Source organism: Sulfitobacter litoralis, assembly GCF_900103185.1.
In the GTDB taxonomy this organism is placed as follows: Bacteria; Pseudomonadota; Alphaproteobacteria; order Rhodobacterales; family Rhodobacteraceae; genus Sulfitobacter; species Sulfitobacter litoralis.
The window spans coordinates 61,765-79,173 of the sequence record NZ_FNJD01000007.1 but is presented as its reverse complement, the minus strand read 5'-3'; the positions used below and the strand labels follow the sequence as shown (position 1 = coordinate 79,173).

The following is a 17,409-nucleotide window of genomic DNA, read 5'->3' as shown; positions in this document are numbered from 1 at the left end:
GGCTCTTCCTATAGTGGCGGCGAACACACGGCCTACAGGTGAAATATGTTTCGATTTTTCGAAAATCTTGTCGATCCCTACGCAGATTACGCCGAACAAGACACGCCACCCACGCGGCTGTGGCCCTTTTTCCGAAGCTACAGTGGGCCGTTCAAAACGGTATTCTGGGTGACAGGCGTATTGTCGATTGTGGTCGCCGCGATCGAGATCGGTCTAATTTACTACATGGGTCGCCTCGTCGATCTGATGGAGAGCAGCCCCGCCGAGGTGTGGCGTAGCTATGGGGCGGAGTTTATCGTCGTGGCGTTGCTGATCCTAATCGCGCGCCCAGCTGTCCAAGCCGCGCATGTGTTGCTGTTGAACAACGCCGTATTGCCGAACTACGGCACACTGTTCCGCTGGCGCGGGCATCGGCAAGTGTTGCGTCAATCGGTAGGCTGGTTTGAAGACGACTTCGCCGGACGCATTGCCAACCGGACCATGCAAACGCCTCCCGCCGCGGGAGAGGTCGTTTTTCAGGTGTTCGACGCGATTTCCTATGCGCTTGCTTATCTTATAGGCGCGGCGATCCTGTTAACCACCTCGGACTGGCAGCTGTTGATCCCGTTGGTGGCGTGGTTTGCGCTTTATGCGCTGCTCACCCGATGGACTATCAAACGTGTTGCGGTCGCCTCGCAAGCGGCGTCGGATGCGCGGTCCGAGGTGACGGGCCGTGTGGTCGACAGCTATAGCAACATCCATTCGGTCAAGATGTTCGCCCATCATGACCGCGAAATTGAATATGCCAAGGGCGCGATAGAGAATGCGCGCGTCACGTTCCAAAAGGAAATGCGGATATTCACCATCATGGATATCTGTCTGGTCAGCTTGAACGGTTTGTTAATCGTTGGAGTCGTAGGGTGGGCGTTCTACCTGTGGTCCACGGGCAATGCCACCGTGGGTGTGGTGACGGCGGCGACGGCGCTGACACTTCGGCTGAATTCTATGACCGCGTGGATCATGTGGGCACTTTCGACATTCTTTCAGCAGCTTGGCGTGGTTGCTGAGGGGCTTGAGACGATTGCGCAGCCGATCACACTTGTGGACGAACGCGACGCGCAGCCGTTGGTGTTGACCGACGGCTGCGTGGAAATGCGAGGCCTGACCCATCACTATGGGCGCAGGTCAGGCGGGTTGGATTACATCGATATCACAGTGCGCCCGGGCGAAAAAATTGGCCTGATTGGGCGGTCGGGCGCGGGTAAATCGACCTTGGTGAAGCTGCTGTTGCGCTTTTACGATCCTGAAGGCGGCCGTATTCTGATTGATGGGCAGGATATCACGACCGTTCGTCAGGACAGTCTGCGGCAAGCAATCGGAATGGTGCAGCAGGACAATGCTTTGTTGCACCGGTCGATCCGCGAGAACATCCTTTATGGGCGCCCCTCCGCCACCGAAGCAGAGGTGATCGCGGCCGCAAAACAGGCCCAGGCCCATGATTTCATTCAGGATTTGAACGATCAAGGGGGCCGGTCTGGATATGATGCACAGGTCGGGGAACGGGGCGTGAAACTGTCTGGCGGACAGCGGCAACGTATCGCCTTGGCGCGTGTTATCTTGAAGAACGCGCCGATCCTTTTGCTGGACGAAGCCACAAGCGCGCTGGACAGCGAGGTAGAGGCCAAAATCCAGAAGACGCTTTATGGCATGATGGAGGGCAAGACCGTGATCGCCATCGCGCATCGCCTGTCCACCATCGCCGAGATGGACCGCATTTTGGTGATGGACGGGGGGCGTATTGTCGAAGAAGGCACCCACGAGGTGCTTTTGTCCAAGGGCGGGCTATATTCAGATCTCTGGAACCGGCAATCCGGCGGGTTCCTACGCACAGAAGAGCCGACATCGTAATGCCGTTCAAATGGATCGACCCGTTTTCCCCCGCCGATACCGCGCCGCCGCGCCGTCTGGCGGCTTTCTTTCGCTGGGCTTTAAAGGGCAGCGGTGCCGCGCTTTGTGTGGCGGGGGTGCTTTCTATCTGCGCTGGCGTGATCGAAGTCATGGCCGCATTGGTCCTTGGCTGGGTTGTTGACGCAGCACTTGCGGCAGAAGCGGGGGCCGTTTTTGCGGACCATACGGGGCTGCTGTTGGCGGGACTGGCGTTCTTTTTGCTGCTGCGTCCGGCGCTGTTTGGCGTCAGTTCGTATATGCAGTCGATCGTCGTGGCACCCAATGTCTTCAACCTCGTGCTGTCGCGGCTGCATCGCTACACGCTGGGGCAAGCGGTCACGTTTTTCGACAATGATTTCGCCGGCCGAATCTCCCAAAAAGAAATGCAGACCAGCCGTGCGCTGACTGATGTTGTGACCGAGGTGCTGCACACGGTGCTGTTCGCGGCGGCGTCCTTTATCGGGGCGGTGATGCTGCTCGGGACGGTGGACTGGCGTATCGCTGCTGGTTTGGTGTTGTGGATGGTGGGGTATGTCTTTTTGATCCGCCATTTCATGCCTCGGGTGCGCAAATTTTCAAAGGCGCGGGCAGGCGCGCGCGCGATGGTGACGGGGCAGGTGGTCGATACGATCACCAACATCAAGACCGTGAAACTGTTCGCCCATGCCGACCACGAAGACCGCGCCGCCTTAGGTGCGATGCGCAAATTTCTGGATACGAGCCTCGATTTTGGGCGGGTTAGTGTCTCTTTCCGGTTCTGGTTGATGGCGATTGCGGGGGTTCTGCCGGTGCTGCTGGTGGGTGGCGCGCTCTGGTATTGGTCACTTGGGTTGGTGACGGCGGGCGATATCGCGGCAACGGGGGCGGTGTCGTTACGGCTGGCGCAAATGACTGGCTGGGTCAGTTTCACGCTCATGGCGCTTTATGCGAATATGGGCGAGGTCGAGGACGGGATGCGCACCCTCGCGGCCCCGCAGCAGCTGCGTGATGCGGATGGTGCCGCGGATTTGAATGTGCACGAAGGGGCGATCCAGTTTGAGGGGCTGCGCTTTACCTATGGCCGCGACACAGGCGGCATCGAAGAACTGAATCTGTCGATCAAGCCGGGCGAAAAACTCGGGATTGTAGGTGCCTCTGGCGCGGGTAAATCGACCTTGGTTTCATTGCTGTTGCGGCTCTATCCTGCGGAGCAGGGTCACATTTTGATCGACGGGCAGGATGTGAGCCAAGTCACCAAGCAAAGCCTGCGGCGTCAGATCGGGATGGTCACGCAGGAAACCGCTATGTTCAACCGGTCGGCGTTCGACAACATACGCTACGGCGAGCCCGATGCGACCCAAGCCGAGGTGATCGCCGCCGCCCGCAAAGCCGAAGCGCATGCGTTCATCGAAAGTATGCAGGACCACACGGGCCGCAGCGGCTATGACGCGCATTTGGGCGAACGTGGTGTGAAGCTGTCGGGCGGGCAACGTCAACGCATCGCGCTGGCACGGGCGATCCTGAAAGACGCGCCAATCCTGATATTGGACGAGGCAACCAGCGCGCTTGATAGCGAGGTTGAAGCATCCATCCAAAGCGCTTTGACCCGCGTAATGGAGGGCAAGACCGTGATAGCCATCGCGCATCGTCTGTCGACCTTGACCGAAATGGACCGGATCGCTGTGATGGACGCTGGCCGCATCGTAGAGATAGGCACCCACGAGGCCTTGCTGGCCAAAGACGGGCTTTATGCGCGGTACTGGCAGCGGCAGTCAGGTGGGTTTTTGGATATGAAGGCCGCAGAATAAGGCTTTTGCTGCGCAGTGCTTCGCGGTAAGCCCTGCGCATGACAGAATATCCAATCCAGCGACTTGGCCACCTGGGCGACGGCATTGCGTCCGGCCCTTTATTTGCACCGATGACCCTGCCGGGCGAGGTGGTCACAGGCACGCCTGACGGCCAGACCCTGACCGATATTCGTATCGTCAGACCGTCTGAAAACCGGGTCGCACCCCCGTGCCGTCACTTCAAAGCCTGTGGCGGATGTCAGTTGCAGCATGCGTCAGACGATTTCGTTGCGGAATTCAAGCTGGGCGTGGTCAAAGCGTCGCTGGATGCCCATGGAATAGAGACTATTTTCAAGCCGCTGCAAACCTCGCCAGCGCAATCGCGCCGTCGTGCGACCTTTGCGGCAAAACGCACCAAAAAGGGCGCTATGGCGGGGTTTCACGGGCGCGGGTCCGATGTCGTGATCGAAATTCCAGGGTGTCAGTTGTTGGACCCTGCCGTACTGGGCGCATTGCCAATTGCCGAAAAGCTGGCCGTGATCGGGACCAGCCGCAAGGCACCACTTGCCGTGACGGTGACCGCTTCACGCGGCGGGCTCGATATTTCGGTCCAGAACGGCAAGGAGCTTGATGGCCCGCTGCGGCAAGAGCTGGCGCATTTGTGTGACAGTCTGGGACTGGCGCGTCTGACGTGGGATGGCGAAGTGATCGCCATGCGCACGCCGCCGGTACAGCGGTTCGGCGCGGCCATGGTGGCGCCCCCGCCCGGCGCGTTCCTGCAAGCCACCCCCCATGGCGAGGCTGCATTGATCACTGCTGTGCGCGAGGCTGTTGGCGAAGCGCGCCACGTGATTGATCTGTTTGCGGGATCTGGCACGTTCAGTCTGCCCTTGGCTGATCGTGCAGAGGTACATGCTGTCGAGGGTGACGCCGCTATGACCGCGGCGCTGGACCACGGGTGGCGCATGTCGACCGGCCTAAAGCCCGTCACGACGGAAGCGCGCGACCTGTTCCGCCGTCCCTTGCTGCCCGATGAACTGGCCAAGACCAACGCGGTCGTAATCGACCCGCCACGTGCCGGCGCAGAGGCGCAGATTGCCGAGATCGTCAAAGCGATGCCGCCCGTTCTAGCTTATGTTTCGTGCAACCCGGTCACCTTTGCGCGAGATGCCGCCGTGCTGATTGCCGCCGGTTATACGTTGAATTGGGTGCAAGTCGTTGATCAATTCCGCTGGTCATCCCATGTGGAGCTGGCAGCGCAGTTCACTGCGCCGGAAGTACAACGCAAGCGCAAATAACGCACAGCTAAGGTGGGCACGACAAACATGCGGGAACGTCTGGGAAGATGGGTCGAAGGACGGGCCGTCAGCAATTTCATCATCGGTGTCATTGTGTTCAACGCTGCCCTGCTGGGCATGGAAACCGCGCCGTCCTTGATGGAGAAATATGGCGTGGTAATCCTGTTTCTCGACCGCGTATGTCTGTTCATTTTCATCGCTGAAATCACGCTCAAGATCTTTGCGCGCGGGATCGGGTTCTTTCGCAACGGTTGGAATGTCTTCGACTTTACCGTCGTTGCCATCGCGCTGGTGCCTGCCGTGCAAGGCCTGTCGGTACTGCGCGCATTGCGTATTTTGCGGGTGTTGCGCGTGCTATCTGTCGCCCCCCGTCTGCGCCGCGTTGTCGAAGGGTTTATCACCGCGTTGCCCGGTATGGGGTCGGTGTTCTTACTGATGACAATCATCTTTTATATCGGTTCGGTGATCGCGACCAAACTGTTCAGCGACCAGTTCCCCGAATGGTTCGGATCGCTACCCGCCAGCGCCTATAGCCTGTTCCAGATCATGACGTTGGAAAGCTGGTCGATGGGCATCGTGCGGCCCGTGATGGAAGTGTACCCTTATGCGTGGGTGTTTTTCGTGCCGTTTATTCTGGTCACGACCTTTGCCGTCGTGAACTTGCTGGTCGGTCTGATCGTGAACTCGATGCAGGATGCGCATAACGAAGAAGAAACCGTGCGCACCGATGCCTACCGGCTTGAGGTGATGGAGAAGCTGGAAGCGATCGAAAAGAGGCTGGCAGAGACCACCCGCCAGTAACGGCTTTTTGACCGCATCGATATTTGCTACATGGTAGGGCATCCACATAAGGGCCGAAAAGGCCGCGGGAACGAGGCATTGTGAACATGAAACGCAGAAATCTGATTCTGGGTGGCACCGCGCTTGTGGCGCTTGGGGCTTGCAGCAGCAGTAAATTCAAACGGTACAACGGGCCACAGGTCACTTATGTGATCGTCAATAAAGGCGACCGACGGATGTACCTGATGCACCACGATAAGGTGCTGGAATCATATGATATCAAACTGGGATTCGCACCCGTAGGCCATAAGGTCTATGAGGGGGACGGCCGTACGCCCGAAGGAATCTATCGGATCGACCGGCGCAATCCGAACAGTCGGTTCCACCTGTCGATCGGGATCGATTACCCCAACGAGATGGACCGCGCGCGCGCCAATGAGATGGGTAAAAGCCCCGGTGGCGATATCTTTATCCATGGTCAAAAGACTGCCAAGGACAAGAATCGCACGGATTGGACGTGGGGATGTATCTCAGTCACGAATGACGAGATGGAGGATATCTACGCGATGGTCGGCAATAATACACCCATCGCGCTGAACCCCTGAGTAGTCAGAACTTTAGAAAGTGACCGTGATGGTCACTTTCCCATCACCATCGTCCACCAGATCTTGCCGTTTTCTTCCTGGTGCCAGGAAAAGCCCATGTTCAAAGCGTCTTTTGACATGACGATGCGGCGGGTATCTGGTTGTTCCATCCAGGCGGCGAGGGTTTCCAGCTCTGTCTCGTAGGTCTCCGAGATGACTTCGCCGACCAACGCACCGGTATAGCCCACGCGCTGAATACGATCGACGGGCGACGACCCGTCCGACCCAAAGTGCCAAGGGCGGTTCTGTACGGCCATATCACGCGCATGGGTTGCCGCGGCGGCGTTAAGCTGTGCGTTCAGTTGCACTTGGGAAAGGCCCGAAGCACCGCGCAGTGCGTTTACGGAATCCAGCATGCGGAACTGCAATTTGCCGGTGTCATTGCTGCCGATCTTGTACACGGATGGGGCCGCGCGGCCGTCAGATGCCATGGTTTGCGGCGCAGGGGTACAAGCCGCCAGCGCCACGGTCAGGGAAATAAGGATTGAAAACAGACGGATCATGGCGCAACTCCACGCGATTGGTTTTGTTGTGCCATACAGCGTGATGCGTTGCAGATCAAACGCACATGAGCGTGAGCGCGCCTGTTAACGCTTGTTTGATTTGAAACTGCGACTTTCAAGCCATATACGACAATATTATACTAGGTTGTAACTACCTTCAGGAGACATTTGATGTCTGATAAGAAATTTACCCTTTCGTCACGCCGTGCCTTCCTTGCAGGAAGCGCCGCGATGCTCGCAACACCTGCCTTGGCCCAAAGCAGTGTGAACGGCGACGCGACGACCGAGACGGAGCGTGACCTGACCGAAAGCGTGCGCCGCAACACCTCTAGCTTCCGCACGCTGGATTGGCAGCCCTATTTCACCAATACCAAAAACGGTGCCATTCTGGTCGATATCGACAGCCGCGCCGTGCATTACTGGTCCGAAGACCAGTCGATCTACAAGCTGTACCCCTCTAGCGTGCCGCTGACCGAAGAGCTGACCCGCCGTGGTCGTACCAGCGTTATCCAAAAGGTTGTCGGCCCTACATGGCGCCCCACACCGTCGATGCTGGAACGCAACCCGGAATGGCCTGCGGTCATCGGGCCGGGCCCTGACAACCCCTTGGGCACCCATGCGCTGTACCTCAGCTGGACGTATTATCGTATCCATGGGACGCATGACACGCGCAAGATCGGCCGTCGTTCGTCGAATGGCTGTGTCGGCCTGTACAATGAACATATCGCTGAACTTTTCGGCATGGCAAACGTAGGCACCCAAGTGTTGCTTATTTGACAACTTTTTAGCGATTGTGGTGCTGAAATGCTGAATCCGTGTTTGCAATTCCCCGCTGATGCTGTTTAGAAACTTTTACGAGGTAAGTCTTGGGCGCGTGCTATCACCCTGTGAAGTACGCCTTTTCTGGAGGTTATGTTATGAAGAAACTTGTTCTCGCCGCTGCTTTGACAGCTGCCGCATCGACAGCATTCGCTGGTTCGCTCGCAGAGCCAATCATCGAAGCACCCGTAATCGTTGAAGAGTCCACCTCTTCTTCCTCGGGCATCCTGATCCCTCTGCTGCTGCTGGCCGTTGTAGCTGCTGCAGTTTCTTCCGACTAATTTAGTCGAAGTTTCAGTTAGAAAAGGCGGTGTTTTACACCGCCTTTTTTTATGCCTGATGGCCGGCGCCAGATGTCATACGGACAAAAGAAAAGCGCCTGTAGCAACAGGCGCTTTCTTTGTTTCCCAGACCCGGGCTTGACGGGGCAGGGTGGATCAGTCGATCCAGCCCTGTAGGTTTTCCTCGATCACATTCGACAGGGCCTTGATGTGCAGGGCGTCGTCATTGAGGCAGGGGATATAGTGAAACTCCTCCCCGCCCGCGTGTTCAAAGCTTTCCTTGATCTCTTCGTTGATCTCTTCCAACGTTTCGATGCAATCGGCTGAAAAGGCCGGCGCGCAGACCGCGATCTTTTTGTTGCCGGCTTCCGCCTGCCGCGCGACCTCTTCCACGGTATAGGGCTGTAGCCATTCTTCGGGGCCGAACTTCGACTGGAAGGTGGTCATGATCTGCGTGTCGTCCCAGCCCAGCCGTTCTTTCAACAAGCGCGTCGTTTTCTGACACTGGCAGTGATAGGGGTCGCCCTCCATCAGATAGCGCAGCGGGACACCGTGGTAGGAGCACAGCAACTTGTCGGGCTTCGTCTCCATCTTGGCGTAGGCCTTCTCGATCGAGGTGGCGAGCGCTTCGATATAATCGGGGCGGTCGAAATAGGGTTCAACCGTGCGGGCAGCGGGCTGCCATTTCTCTTTTCCCAACGCCGCAAAAAACGCATCGTTTGCCGTCGCAGATGTGGCACCGGCGTAGTGCGGATACAGCGGGAAGAACAGGATCTTCTGACAGCCCGCAGCGGTCATCGCCGCCACCTTGGATTGGGTCGACGGGTTGCCATAGCGCATGCAGTAATCGACCATGACTGCGTCACCATACCGCGCCTGCATCGCGTCTTTTACCTTCGCGGTTTGCTGTTTGGTGATGGTCATCAGCGGACTTTCCCCCGCGTCATGGTTCCAGATCGACTTGTAGGCGGCTCCGCTGGTGAACGGGCGTTTCGACAAAATCACCAGTTGAAGCAGCGGTTGCCATTTCCACGGGCTATAGTCGATCACGCGGCGATCAGAGAGAAATTCCGATAGATAACGGCGCATTGACCAATAATCATAGTTGTCCGGCGTGCCGAGGTTCGCCAGCAGGATACCCACTTTGGGGGCGGGCACGGTGGGGTGGTCAGGTTGTGCATGGGCTGGGCGCTGCGGCGTCATCTGGCATTCCTTTTCAGCATTTATCGCTGAGATAAACGGTTTGGGTCGGGCGTCAATCGCGCAGCGGCGTTTCTGCGGTAGCCAGCGCATCCGCTAACCGCTGCTGCGCAGAGCCGGGGCGCAAGGGTTTCGGCTGGCTGTCGGCCGGTGCCCATCCCGCCAGAAACACCAGCTCAAACGTCGCTTTGATGCGCCCCTCTGGGGTCGCGTAGTGGTCACGGTAAAGCTGCCTCGCGGCGTCAAAAATCGCGCGGCCACTGGGGCGGCGCAACCGGCTGTCCATCGCGTTGGCCTCGCCCATGGCGCGCAGATCGCGCATCAGGTGCCAGATGTCGGTATATTCAACGGTTAGCGTCACGGAATCCGCCACCGGCAGGGCAAGTCCCGCGCGTTGCAGCAGCCCGCCGATATCACGCAACTCGGCCATAGGGGCGATGCGCGGCGACAGGCCGCCGGTGATTGCGGCTTCGGCTTGCCCCAGACAGGCGCGCAGTTCATGCAGGGTTTGCCCCCCGAACCCGACGCTGAGGAACAGCCCGTCAGGTTGCAATGCACGGCGCGACTGGATGATCTGCCCCACCGGATCATTCGCCCAATGCATCCCCATGGCATGTACCACCAGATCATGCGCGCCTTGGGTCAGCGCCAGCGTGTCCGTATCGCTGACCAGCGTCGCATTCGGGTGCAATGCGCCCCAGACCTGCGGAAAACCTGTGACAATCGCCGCAGATTTAAAGACTCTGTTAACCAGAGCCAGCCGATCATCGACTTCTTCAAAGGCGGCATGGTGCAGAAACAGGGCGTCATCTGTGGCGCGGCTGCGGTTGCGGGTCAGGGCCGCGCGATCTGTCAGGGTGTGTGAAGCGTTCATGAGAGGATACTAAGGTCATGCGAGGCCAGTTACAAACCGCTGTTGCGTTGATTTACCCGCCGTCCTGTCTGGCGTGCGGCGCACCTGTGGACGGGGATGGCGGGCTATGCGGGCCGTGCTGGCGGGATACGGCGTTTATTGACGGCGTTGTTTGTGAAACCTGCGGTGTGCCATTGCTGGGCGACGGTGCCGACGGGGATGCTTTATGCGATGCCTGTCTGGCCCATCCGCCTTTGTGGGATCATGGGCGGGCGGCGCTGCTATACCGCGAGACGGGCCGCCGTCTGGTTCTGGCGCTCAAGCATGGCGACCGTCAGGACATCGCCAAACCCGCAGGGCGCTGGATGGCACGCGTGATTGTGCCGTTCGTCACCCCCACGACGCTGGTCATACCGGTACCGCTACATTGGTCGCGGCTGTGGAAACGGCGGTTCAACCAGTCGGCCCTGCTCGCCAAGGCGATTGCCCGCGAGCGGGGGCTCGGGTGGTGCCCCGATGCGCTGCGCAGGGTCAGGCGTACGCAATCGCTGGACGGCAAAGGGCGGGGCGAACGCTTTGCCCATCTGGACGGTGCGATCACGGCCCACCCGCGCCGCGCCCACGTAATGGCGGGGCGACCTGTGCTGTTGGTGGATGACGTGATGACCTCTGGTGCGACGTTGCAGGCGGCAGCGTCTGCCTGTCTGGCGGTCGGGGCAGGTCCAATCTGCATTGTGACACTGGCAAGAGTGGCAAAAGATACTTAAGTCTTGATCCAACCCAATTGTTGAAAGGACATGCAACATGCAACCTGTCGAGATTTATACATCGCCGCTTTGCGGTTTTTGCCATGCTGCCAAACGTCTGCTGAATGAAAAAGGCATCAGCTTTGCCGAAGTCGACGTGTTGGCCCAGCCAGAGCGCAAGTCCGAGATGATCACGCGTGCCAATGGCGGACGCACGGTGCCGCAAATCTTTATCGGGGATACCCATGTCGGCGGCTGTGACGATCTGTATGCACTGGAACGTGCGGGCAAGCTGGACGCGTTGTTGGCAGCCTGATGCAGGCGGCCCTGATCCAGCTGAATGTCAGCGACACACCGGCGCGCAATCTGGCGGGCACGGTAAAGATGGTGCGGGATGCCGCAGCGCAGGGGGCGGAGTTTATTCTTACGCCCGAGGTGACGAACTGCGTGTCCACCAGCCGCGATCATCAGCGCAGCGTCTTGCAGTACGAGGAAGACGACATCACTCTAGCCGCGCTGCGCGACGCGGCGCGAGAGGCTGGCATCTGGTTGTTGATCGGATCGCTGGGGTTCAAGACGGGGGATGCGGACGGGCGCTTTGCCAACCGGTCGTTTGTGATTGATCCGCAGGGCCAGATCAAAGCCCGCTATGACAAGATCCACATGTTCGACGTGGATATCGACGAAGGCGAAAGCTACCGCGAATCGGCTGGCTACCGTCCCGGCGATCAAGCCGTTGTGGCGCAGACCCCTTTTGCCAAAATCGGGATGAGCATCTGTTACGATATGCGCTTTCCCAAGCTTTATCAGGCGCTGGCGGATGCAGGGGCCACGATCCTGACCATGCCTGCCGCGTTCTCGCCCGTGACCGGTGCGGCCCATTGGCATACGCTGCTGCGCGCCCGCGCGATCGAGACAGGGTGTTTCGTGTTGGCCCCCGCGCAAACCGGCACCCATCCCAGCGATCGTCACAAGACCCGCGACACCTTTGGCCATTCGCTGGTCGTCGCCCCGTGGGGAGAGGTGCTTTTGGATGCCGGCACCGCGCCGGGCATTTACCCGTTCACGCTGGACATGGCGCGTGTACATGAGGCACGTACCCGCGTACCCAGTCTTGCCAACCGGCGGGAATTTGGGGCACCTTAGAAGACGACTATGACGGAAAATCGAAACTCACTTGCGATCACCTTGATCAGCGAATTGCTGTCGGCTGATCAACGGATGCGCACCCGGCTGACCCGGGCGCTGCCTAAAGGGATGGAGATTTCGCATTTTTCGGTGCTGAACAATCTGGCATGGCATGACGGCGAAAAGACCCCCGCGCAACTGGCCGAAACGTTCAACGTGACCCGCGGCGCGATGACGAATACGCTGAACAAACTGGTTTGGGCGGGCTATGTGCATATCCGCCCGGATTGGGACGATGCACGGCGCAAGATGGTGGCGATCAGCCCTGCGGGCCGGAATGCGCGGGACCATGCGATCCGGCAAATCTCGCCGTTGATCAATGACGTGGCCGATGATCTGGGCGAGGCGCAGGTGCGTGCCACGCTCGAAACCCTACGCGCTCTGCGGCGCCAGCTGGAAGGCTGACGCCGGGTTGGGTCACTCTGGCTTAAGGCTGGCGGTGACGTAATTCACGCTCAGGTCACGATCGGACAGACGCCAAGACCATGCGATCGGGTTAAACACGAACCCCTTGCGATCTACCGCCGTTAGCCCTGCCTTATGCAGCAGGTCAAAGAGTTCGTCAGGTGTGATGAACTTTGACCAGTCATGTGTGCCTTTGGGCAGCCAGCGCATGACATGCTCTGCGCCGACAATCGCCATCATGAACGACTTTGGGTTGCGGTTCAGTGTCGAACAAAGGTGCAGCCCGCCGGGTTTCAGCAGCGTGCGGCAGGCGATCAGATAGTCGATGGGCGAGGCGACGTGCTCGACCACCTCCATGTTCAGCACCACGTCGAACTGTTCACCCGCTTCAGCCAGTGCCTCGGCTGTGGTGTGGCGATAGTCGATCTCGAGCCCCGATTGCTGGGCATGGACTTGCGCCACCGGAATGTTGCCCGCGGCGGCATCGGCACCGATCACAGTCGCGCCCAAACGCGCCATCGGTTCAGACAGCAGCCCGCCGCCGCAGCCGATGTCCAGAATCCGCAGCCCACGAAACGGTTCGGGCGATTTCAGATCGCGGTCGAACTCTCCGGCGATCTGGGTGGTGATGTAATCCAATCGGCATGGGTTGAGCATATGCAGCGGCTTGAACTTGCCGTTCTCGTCCCACCATTCAGCGGCCATGGCCTGAAACTTTTCGATCTCGGCGGGGTCAACTGTGCTTTGAGGCGCTTGCATTCTGATCTCTCTGTGCTCTTTTGGGTCCAATGACTATATAGGGCTGTAATGGACAAAATCCCGGACCAAAAGCGCGCAGTGCAATATCTTCACCCACCGATCGATCCGTTCGATCAGCGGATGATGGACGTAGGCGATGGTCATTCGATCTATGTCGAGCAATGCGGCAACCCTGATGGCATCCCCGTGGTGGTCCTGCATGGTGGCCCCGGCGGCGGGTGCAGCCCGTCGATGCGGCGCTATTTCGACCCGGCAAAGTATCATGTGATCCTGTTTGACCAACGCGGGTGCGGGCGGTCCAAACCTTTTGCGTCGGTCATCAACAACACGACGTGGGATCTGGTATCGGATATCGAACATATCCGCGAAGCGCTTGGCATCGAGAAATGGATCGCCTTTGGCGGCAGCTGGGGGGCGACGCTGGCGTTGATCTATGCCGAAGCGCACCCTGATCGGGTCCGCAACATCATCCTGCGCGGCGTCTTTATGATGACGCAGGCCGAGCTTGACTGGTTCTATGGCGGTGGCGCGGGCAAGTTCTGGCCTGACCTTTGGGCGCGGTTCACCGGCCTGATCCCCGAGGCAGAGCACGGCGATCTGATCGCGGCCTATCACCGGCGCTTGTTCTGTGGCGACCGCATGACCGAAGTGAAATACGGCAAGGCCTGGGCCGCGTGGGAAAACGGGCTGGCGTCGATCCATTCATCGGGCGGGTCGTATGAGGGACCCGGAGAGTATTCGCGCACCTTTGCCCGGCTTGAGAATCACTATTTCACCAACGCGGGTTTTCTTGAGTTTGACGGCCAGATCCTTGCGCATGTGGATCGCATTGCCCATATTCCTGGCGTGATTGTGCAAGGCCGCTACGATATGATTTGCCCCCCTTCAAGCGCGTATGAGCTGGCGCAGGCTTGGCCTAATGCCGAGCTCAAGATGGTGCGTAATGCGGGCCATGCGCTGTCCGAACCCGGGATCAGCGCCGAACTGGTGCGCACGATGGACCGGATTGCAGCGCAATGACCCGCTCTTTGATGGACCGTCGTGCTTTATTTGCCTCGGGTGCCGCTGCTGCCTTGTTGGCTGCGACGGGTGTGTCGGCGGCGTCGATGCCCAAAGCGGGCGGACGGTTGCGGATGGCGCTCTCGGGGGCGGCGCGCAGCGATACATGGGGGCAGGGCGATGGCCTGTTCATGCAGGTGGCGCGGCAGGGGCTGATCTTTGACACGTTGACCGAAATCGCTGCAGACGGGACATTGCGCGGAGAGCTGGCAACCGCGTGGCAGGGCAGCGACAACGGGCGCGTCTGGCTGGTTGATCTGCGCAAGGATGTGCTGTTTCACGATCAACGTCCCATGACTGCGCGCGATATTGTCGCGTCCTTGGCATTGGACGGTGTGGTGGAGGCGACCGGAACGCATCAGGTGCGCATCACGATGACTATGCCTGCGATGGATTTGCCCTTTACGCTGGCGGACCCGCGCCATGTTATTCGCGCGGCCCATGCGATGGACGACGGCATCGGCACCGGCCTGTACCGTCTGCGAAGATTTACGCCGGGTCAGCAGGTTTTGGCCGAACGTGTGGCAGATCATTACAAAGGGCGCAGCGCCGGATGGTTCGATACGGTGGAACTGGTTTCCATCCCCGCGCAGCAGGTCCGTGCTCAGGCGATGGCCGAATATCTGGTCGAGGCTGCCGACCTGAACGATGGCGAAGCCCTTCAATCCTATGATGATATTGCCCTGTTGCCCCATGCCCGGGGGGTGACGCACGCGGTGTCGCGCAGCATCGCCATGCCCCTGCGTACCGGCCAACACCGACCGCTGGATAACCTGCGTGCGGCCGAGCGATGGTGGCTGGCCTAGGCGGGGCAGGCAGACGGGGGCTTGCAGTTTCACATATACAGGCGTATATGACGTCATAACAGCGGCGCACCGGGGTCCACACCTGAGGCTCCACCGATCTTGAACACGGGCCGCGCGCCCGTTTTTTTGTGCCTGCTCAAAACTGCAGGATGATAGTGAGAATATGAACAACGACCTGATTGCAAAAGCAGCCATTGATCGCCGCATGGCCGAGATCATCACACCGGTGATCGAGGATCTGGGGTTTGAACTTGTGCGCGTGCGCCTGATGTCAGGCAAAACGACCACCTTACAGCTTATGGCGGACCGTCCTGACGGCGGCATCGAAGTGGACGAGCTGGCCTTGATCAGCCAGTCTGTCAGCGCCGTTCTCGACGTCGAGGACCCGATCATCGAAGAGTATACTCTTGAGGTTTCCAGCCCCGGCATCGACCGCCCGCTGACGCGCCTCAAGGACTTCGAGATGTTCGAGGGCTATGAGGCCAAGATCGAAACCGCAGACCTGATCGATGGGCGTCGTCGCTTTAAGGGCGAACTGGCGGGCGTTGAGGGCGACGAGGTGCTCATCAACGTTGAAGAAGGCACCATCGGGCTCAAGTTCGACTGGCTGACCGACGCGAAACTGGTTCTGACCGACGACCTGATCAAAGAAATGCTGCGCCAGCGTAAAGCGTCTGGTGCGATTGACGAAACCAAATTCGATGACATCGAGACCGAAGGGTCCACCGAGGGAGACGACTAAATGGCCATTACATCTGCCAACCAGCTGGAACTGCTGCAAACCGCCGAGGCTGTGGCCCGCGAAAAGATGATCGACCCCAATCTGGTGGTTGAAGCGATGGAAGAATCGCTCGCTCGGGCGGCCAAGTCGCGCTACGGCGCTGAAATGGACATTCGCGTCGCGATCGACCGCAAGACCGGTCGCGCGACCTTTACCCGTGTCCGTACGGTTGTGTCCGACGACGAGTTTGAAAACTATCAGGCAGAATTCACGGTTGAGCAGGCCAAGCAGTATATGGCCAACCCCGAAGTCGGTCAGGAATTCAGCGAAGAAGTCCCACCGGTTGAGATGGGTCGCATCGCGGCGCAATCCGCCAAACAGGTGATCTTGCAAAAGGTCCGCGAAGCTGAGCGTGACCGCCAGTACGAAGAATTCAAAGACCGCGCCGGTACAATCATCAATGGTCTGGTCAAGCGCGAGGAATACGGCAACGTCATCGTCGATGTGGGTGCTGGCGAAGCGATCCTGCGTCGTAACGAAAAGATCGGCCGCGAAAGCTACCGTCCGAACGACCGTATCCGCGTGTACATCAAAGACGTGCGCCGCGAACAGCGTGGCCCGCAAATCTTCCTGAGCCGTACCGCGCCTGAATTCATGGCCGAACTGTTCAAAATGGAAGTGCCCGAAATCTATGACGGCATCATCGAGATTAAGGCCGTTGCCCGTGACCCCGGTTCGCGTGCCAAGATTGCCGTGATCAGCTATGATAACTCGATCGATCCGGTTGGTGCCTGCGTTGGTATGCGCGGCAGCCGTGTTCAGGCCGTCGTGAACGAGCTTCAGGGCGAGAAGATCGACATTATTCCATGGAACGAAGACCAGCCAACATTCTTGGTCAACGCGCTTCAGCCTGCTGAAGTCTCCAAGGTTGTTCTGGACGAAGAAGCCGGCAAAATCGAAGTCGTCGTGCCCGAAGAGCAACTGTCGCTGGCGATTGGCCGTCGTGGTCAGAACGTACGTCTGGCATCGCAGCTGACCGGTCTGGCCATCGACATCATGACAGAAGAGCAAGAGAGCCAGCGCCGTCAGGCCGAGTTCGAACTGCGCACCAAGCTGTTCATGGACAATCTGGATCTGGATGAATTCTTTGCCCAGCTTCTGGTTTCCGAAGGGTTCAGCAACCTCGAAGAAGTTGCTTATGTCGAAGTAGACGAGCTGTTGGTCATCGACGGCGTTGACGAAGACACGGCCAGCGAACTGCAGGCCCGTGCCCGTGATGTGATCGAAGCGCAGAACAAAGCGGCGATTGATGCGGCCCGTGCCTTGGGCGTGGACGACACGCTTATTGAATTCGACGGCCTGACGCCCCAAATGATTGAGGCACTTGCCAAGGACGACGTCAAAACGCTCGAAGATTTCGCGACTTGCGCGGATTGGGAACTGGCTGGCGGCTGGACGACCGTGAATGGCGAACGCACCAAGGATGACGGGACACTTGAACCTTTCGACCTTTCGCTGGAAGATGCGCAAAAGTTGATCATGACGGCGCGCGTCTTGCTGGGCTGGGTCGATCCCGCAGAGCTTGAGGCGGACGAGGTTGAAGAAGACCTTGATGCCGATATCGACACGGACGAGGAGGCCGAGGCCTGATCGCG

General features: G+C 59.0%; 19 protein-coding genes. 15 read left to right on the top strand and 4 right to left on the bottom strand.

What is annotated here, in order from left to right:
• Positions 1-45 precede the first annotated feature (45 nt).
• From BLQ98_RS07700 to BLQ98_RS07680, 5 genes are all read left to right on the top strand, one after another.
• Positions 46-1,887, top strand: a complete 1,842-nt coding sequence (locus BLQ98_RS07700; protein WP_093732763.1) for an ABC transporter ATP-binding protein — start codon at positions 46-48, stop codon at positions 1,885-1,887.
• Positions 1,887-3,713, top strand: coding sequence for an ABC transporter ATP-binding protein (locus BLQ98_RS07695; RefSeq protein ID WP_093732762.1), 1,827 nt, complete (start codon positions 1,887-1,889; stop codon positions 3,711-3,713). Before BLQ98_RS07700 ends, BLQ98_RS07695 begins: the two co-directional genes overlap by 1 nt.
• 38 nt (positions 3,714-3,751) lie before the next feature.
• A complete protein-coding gene (locus BLQ98_RS07690) occupies positions 3,752-4,990 on the top strand; it encodes a class I SAM-dependent RNA methyltransferase (RefSeq protein ID WP_093732761.1) in 1,239 nt (412 codons plus the stop codon).
• Between the two features lie 27 nt (positions 4,991-5,017).
• Positions 5,018-5,791, top strand: coding sequence for an ion transporter (locus tag BLQ98_RS07685; RefSeq protein WP_093732760.1), 774 nt, complete (start codon positions 5,018-5,020; stop codon positions 5,789-5,791).
• A gap of 86 nt (positions 5,792-5,877) precedes the next feature.
• Positions 5,878-6,375 carry a L,D-transpeptidase family protein gene (locus tag BLQ98_RS07680; protein WP_093732759.1) on the top strand — a complete coding sequence of 166 codons (498 nt, stop codon included), beginning with the start codon at positions 5,878-5,880 and terminating at the stop codon, positions 6,373-6,375.
• Positions 6,376-6,407: 32 nt separating this feature from the next.
• Here BLQ98_RS07680 and dalA read toward each other — a convergent pair whose 3' ends face one another.
• Positions 6,408-6,917 (bottom strand): divisome-associated lipoprotein DalA, encoded by a 510-nt coding sequence (gene dalA, locus BLQ98_RS07675; RefSeq protein ID WP_093732758.1) that lies wholly within the window; start codon positions 6,915-6,917, stop codon positions 6,408-6,410.
• A 171-nt stretch (positions 6,918-7,088) separates the two neighbouring features.
• Here dalA and BLQ98_RS07670 point away from each other — a divergent pair, with 171 nt between their 5' ends.
• Positions 7,089-7,694: a L,D-transpeptidase gene (locus BLQ98_RS07670; RefSeq protein ID WP_093732757.1), complete on the top strand. Its 606-nt coding sequence runs from the start codon at positions 7,089-7,091 to the stop codon at positions 7,692-7,694.
• Between the two features lie 140 nt (positions 7,695-7,834).
• Positions 7,835-8,017, top strand: a complete 183-nt coding sequence (locus BLQ98_RS07665) for a hypothetical protein (RefSeq protein WP_093732756.1) — start codon at positions 7,835-7,837, stop codon at positions 8,015-8,017.
• 156 nt (positions 8,018-8,173) lie between these two features.
• On the opposite strand, the gene hemH is transcribed toward BLQ98_RS07665, so the two are convergent.
• Complete coding sequence (gene hemH, locus BLQ98_RS07660; RefSeq protein WP_093732755.1) at positions 8,174-9,220, bottom strand: ferrochelatase; 1,047 nt, start codon at positions 9,218-9,220, stop codon at positions 8,174-8,176.
• Between the two features lie 52 nt (positions 9,221-9,272).
• Complete coding sequence (locus tag BLQ98_RS07655; protein WP_093732754.1) at positions 9,273-10,091, bottom strand: methyltransferase domain-containing protein; 819 nt, start codon at positions 10,089-10,091, stop codon at positions 9,273-9,275.
• Positions 10,092-10,108: 17 nt separating this feature from the next.
• On the opposite strand from BLQ98_RS07655, the gene BLQ98_RS07650 reads away from it, so the two are divergent.
• The 4 genes from BLQ98_RS07650 to BLQ98_RS07635 are packed head-to-tail and all read left to right on the top strand — an operon-like array spanning position 10,109 to position 12,409.
• Positions 10,109-10,837, top strand: a complete 729-nt coding sequence (locus tag BLQ98_RS07650; RefSeq protein WP_093732753.1) for a ComF family protein — start codon at positions 10,109-10,111, stop codon at positions 10,835-10,837.
• Positions 10,838-10,874: 37 nt separating this feature from the next.
• Positions 10,875-11,132, top strand: a complete 258-nt coding sequence (gene grxC, locus BLQ98_RS07645; protein ID WP_093732752.1) for a glutaredoxin 3 — start codon at positions 10,875-10,877, stop codon at positions 11,130-11,132.
• Positions 11,132-11,962: a carbon-nitrogen hydrolase family protein gene (locus tag BLQ98_RS07640; protein ID WP_093732751.1), complete on the top strand. Its 831-nt coding sequence runs from the start codon at positions 11,132-11,134 to the stop codon at positions 11,960-11,962. The genes grxC and BLQ98_RS07640 overlap by 1 nt, the downstream gene beginning before the upstream one ends.
• Positions 11,963-11,971: 9 nt before the next feature.
• Positions 11,972-12,409: a MarR family winged helix-turn-helix transcriptional regulator gene (locus BLQ98_RS07635; protein WP_093732750.1), complete on the top strand. Its 438-nt coding sequence runs from the start codon at positions 11,972-11,974 to the stop codon at positions 12,407-12,409.
• A 12-nt stretch (positions 12,410-12,421) separates the two neighbouring features.
• Here the strand turns inward: BLQ98_RS07635 and ubiG are convergent, their stop codons facing one another.
• On the bottom strand, positions 12,422-13,168 hold the full coding sequence (gene ubiG / locus BLQ98_RS07630) for a bifunctional 2-polyprenyl-6-hydroxyphenol methylase/3-demethylubiquinol 3-O-methyltransferase UbiG (protein WP_093732749.1): 747 nt from the start codon (positions 13,166-13,168) through the stop codon (positions 12,422-12,424).
• 48 nt (positions 13,169-13,216) lie between these two features.
• On the opposite strand from ubiG, the gene pip reads away from it, so the two are divergent.
• The 4 genes from pip to nusA all read left to right on the top strand — a co-directional run bounded on the left by pip (position 13,217) and on the right by nusA (position 17,404).
• Positions 13,217-14,188, top strand: coding sequence for a prolyl aminopeptidase (gene pip, locus BLQ98_RS07625; RefSeq protein WP_093732748.1), 972 nt, complete (start codon positions 13,217-13,219; stop codon positions 14,186-14,188).
• Positions 14,185-15,033 carry an ABC transporter substrate-binding protein gene (locus BLQ98_RS07620; protein WP_093732747.1) on the top strand — a complete coding sequence of 283 codons (849 nt, stop codon included), beginning with the start codon at positions 14,185-14,187 and terminating at the stop codon, positions 15,031-15,033. The genes pip and BLQ98_RS07620 overlap by 4 nt, the downstream gene beginning before the upstream one ends.
• Positions 15,034-15,196: 163 nt before the next feature.
• Complete coding sequence (gene rimP / locus BLQ98_RS07615) at positions 15,197-15,775, top strand: ribosome maturation factor RimP (RefSeq protein WP_093732746.1); 579 nt, start codon at positions 15,197-15,199, stop codon at positions 15,773-15,775.
• Positions 15,776-17,404: a transcription termination factor NusA gene (gene nusA, locus BLQ98_RS07610; protein ID WP_093732745.1), complete on the top strand. Its 1,629-nt coding sequence runs from the start codon at positions 15,776-15,778 to the stop codon at positions 17,402-17,404. It begins immediately after the preceding gene.
• The last annotated feature ends 5 nt before the right edge of the window (positions 17,405-17,409 follow it).

What these genes read in the sequence shown, in the direction of transcription:
- BLQ98_RS07700 (WP_093732763.1), top strand. Translation starts at nt 46, where the DNA reads ATGTTTCGATTTTTCGAAAATCTTGTCGATCCCTACGCAGATTACGCC.
- BLQ98_RS07695 (WP_093732762.1), top strand. Translation starts at nt 1,887, where the DNA reads ATGCCGTTCAAATGGATCGACCCGTTTTCCCCCGCCGATACCGCGCCG.
- BLQ98_RS07690 (WP_093732761.1), top strand. Translation starts at nt 3,752, where the DNA reads ATGACAGAATATCCAATCCAGCGACTTGGCCACCTGGGCGACGGCATT.
- BLQ98_RS07685 (WP_093732760.1), top strand. Translation starts at nt 5,018, where the DNA reads ATGCGGGAACGTCTGGGAAGATGGGTCGAAGGACGGGCCGTCAGCAAT.
- BLQ98_RS07680 (WP_093732759.1), top strand. Translation starts at nt 5,878, where the DNA reads ATGAAACGCAGAAATCTGATTCTGGGTGGCACCGCGCTTGTGGCGCTT.
- dalA (WP_093732758.1), bottom strand. Translation starts at nt 6,917, where the DNA reads ATGATCCGTCTGTTTTCAATCCTTATTTCCCTGACCGTGGCGCTGGCG.
- BLQ98_RS07670 (WP_093732757.1), top strand. Translation starts at nt 7,089, where the DNA reads ATGTCTGATAAGAAATTTACCCTTTCGTCACGCCGTGCCTTCCTTGCA.
- BLQ98_RS07665 (WP_093732756.1), top strand. Translation starts at nt 7,835, where the DNA reads ATGAAGAAACTTGTTCTCGCCGCTGCTTTGACAGCTGCCGCATCGACA.
- hemH (WP_093732755.1), bottom strand. Translation starts at nt 9,220, where the DNA reads ATGACGCCGCAGCGCCCAGCCCATGCACAACCTGACCACCCCACCGTG.
- BLQ98_RS07655 (WP_093732754.1), bottom strand. Translation starts at nt 10,091, where the DNA reads ATGAACGCTTCACACACCCTGACAGATCGCGCGGCCCTGACCCGCAAC.
- BLQ98_RS07650 (WP_093732753.1), top strand. Translation starts at nt 10,109, where the DNA reads ATGCGAGGCCAGTTACAAACCGCTGTTGCGTTGATTTACCCGCCGTCC.
- grxC (WP_093732752.1), top strand. Translation starts at nt 10,875, where the DNA reads ATGCAACCTGTCGAGATTTATACATCGCCGCTTTGCGGTTTTTGCCAT.
- BLQ98_RS07640 (WP_093732751.1), top strand. Translation starts at nt 11,132, where the DNA reads ATGCAGGCGGCCCTGATCCAGCTGAATGTCAGCGACACACCGGCGCGC.
- BLQ98_RS07635 (WP_093732750.1), top strand. Translation starts at nt 11,972, where the DNA reads ATGACGGAAAATCGAAACTCACTTGCGATCACCTTGATCAGCGAATTG.
- ubiG (WP_093732749.1), bottom strand. Translation starts at nt 13,168, where the DNA reads ATGCAAGCGCCTCAAAGCACAGTTGACCCCGCCGAGATCGAAAAGTTT.
- pip (WP_093732748.1), top strand. Translation starts at nt 13,217, where the DNA reads ATGGACAAAATCCCGGACCAAAAGCGCGCAGTGCAATATCTTCACCCA.
- BLQ98_RS07620 (WP_093732747.1), top strand. Translation starts at nt 14,185, where the DNA reads ATGACCCGCTCTTTGATGGACCGTCGTGCTTTATTTGCCTCGGGTGCC.
- rimP (WP_093732746.1), top strand. Translation starts at nt 15,197, where the DNA reads ATGAACAACGACCTGATTGCAAAAGCAGCCATTGATCGCCGCATGGCC.
- nusA (WP_093732745.1), top strand. Translation starts at nt 15,776, where the DNA reads ATGGCCATTACATCTGCCAACCAGCTGGAACTGCTGCAAACCGCCGAG.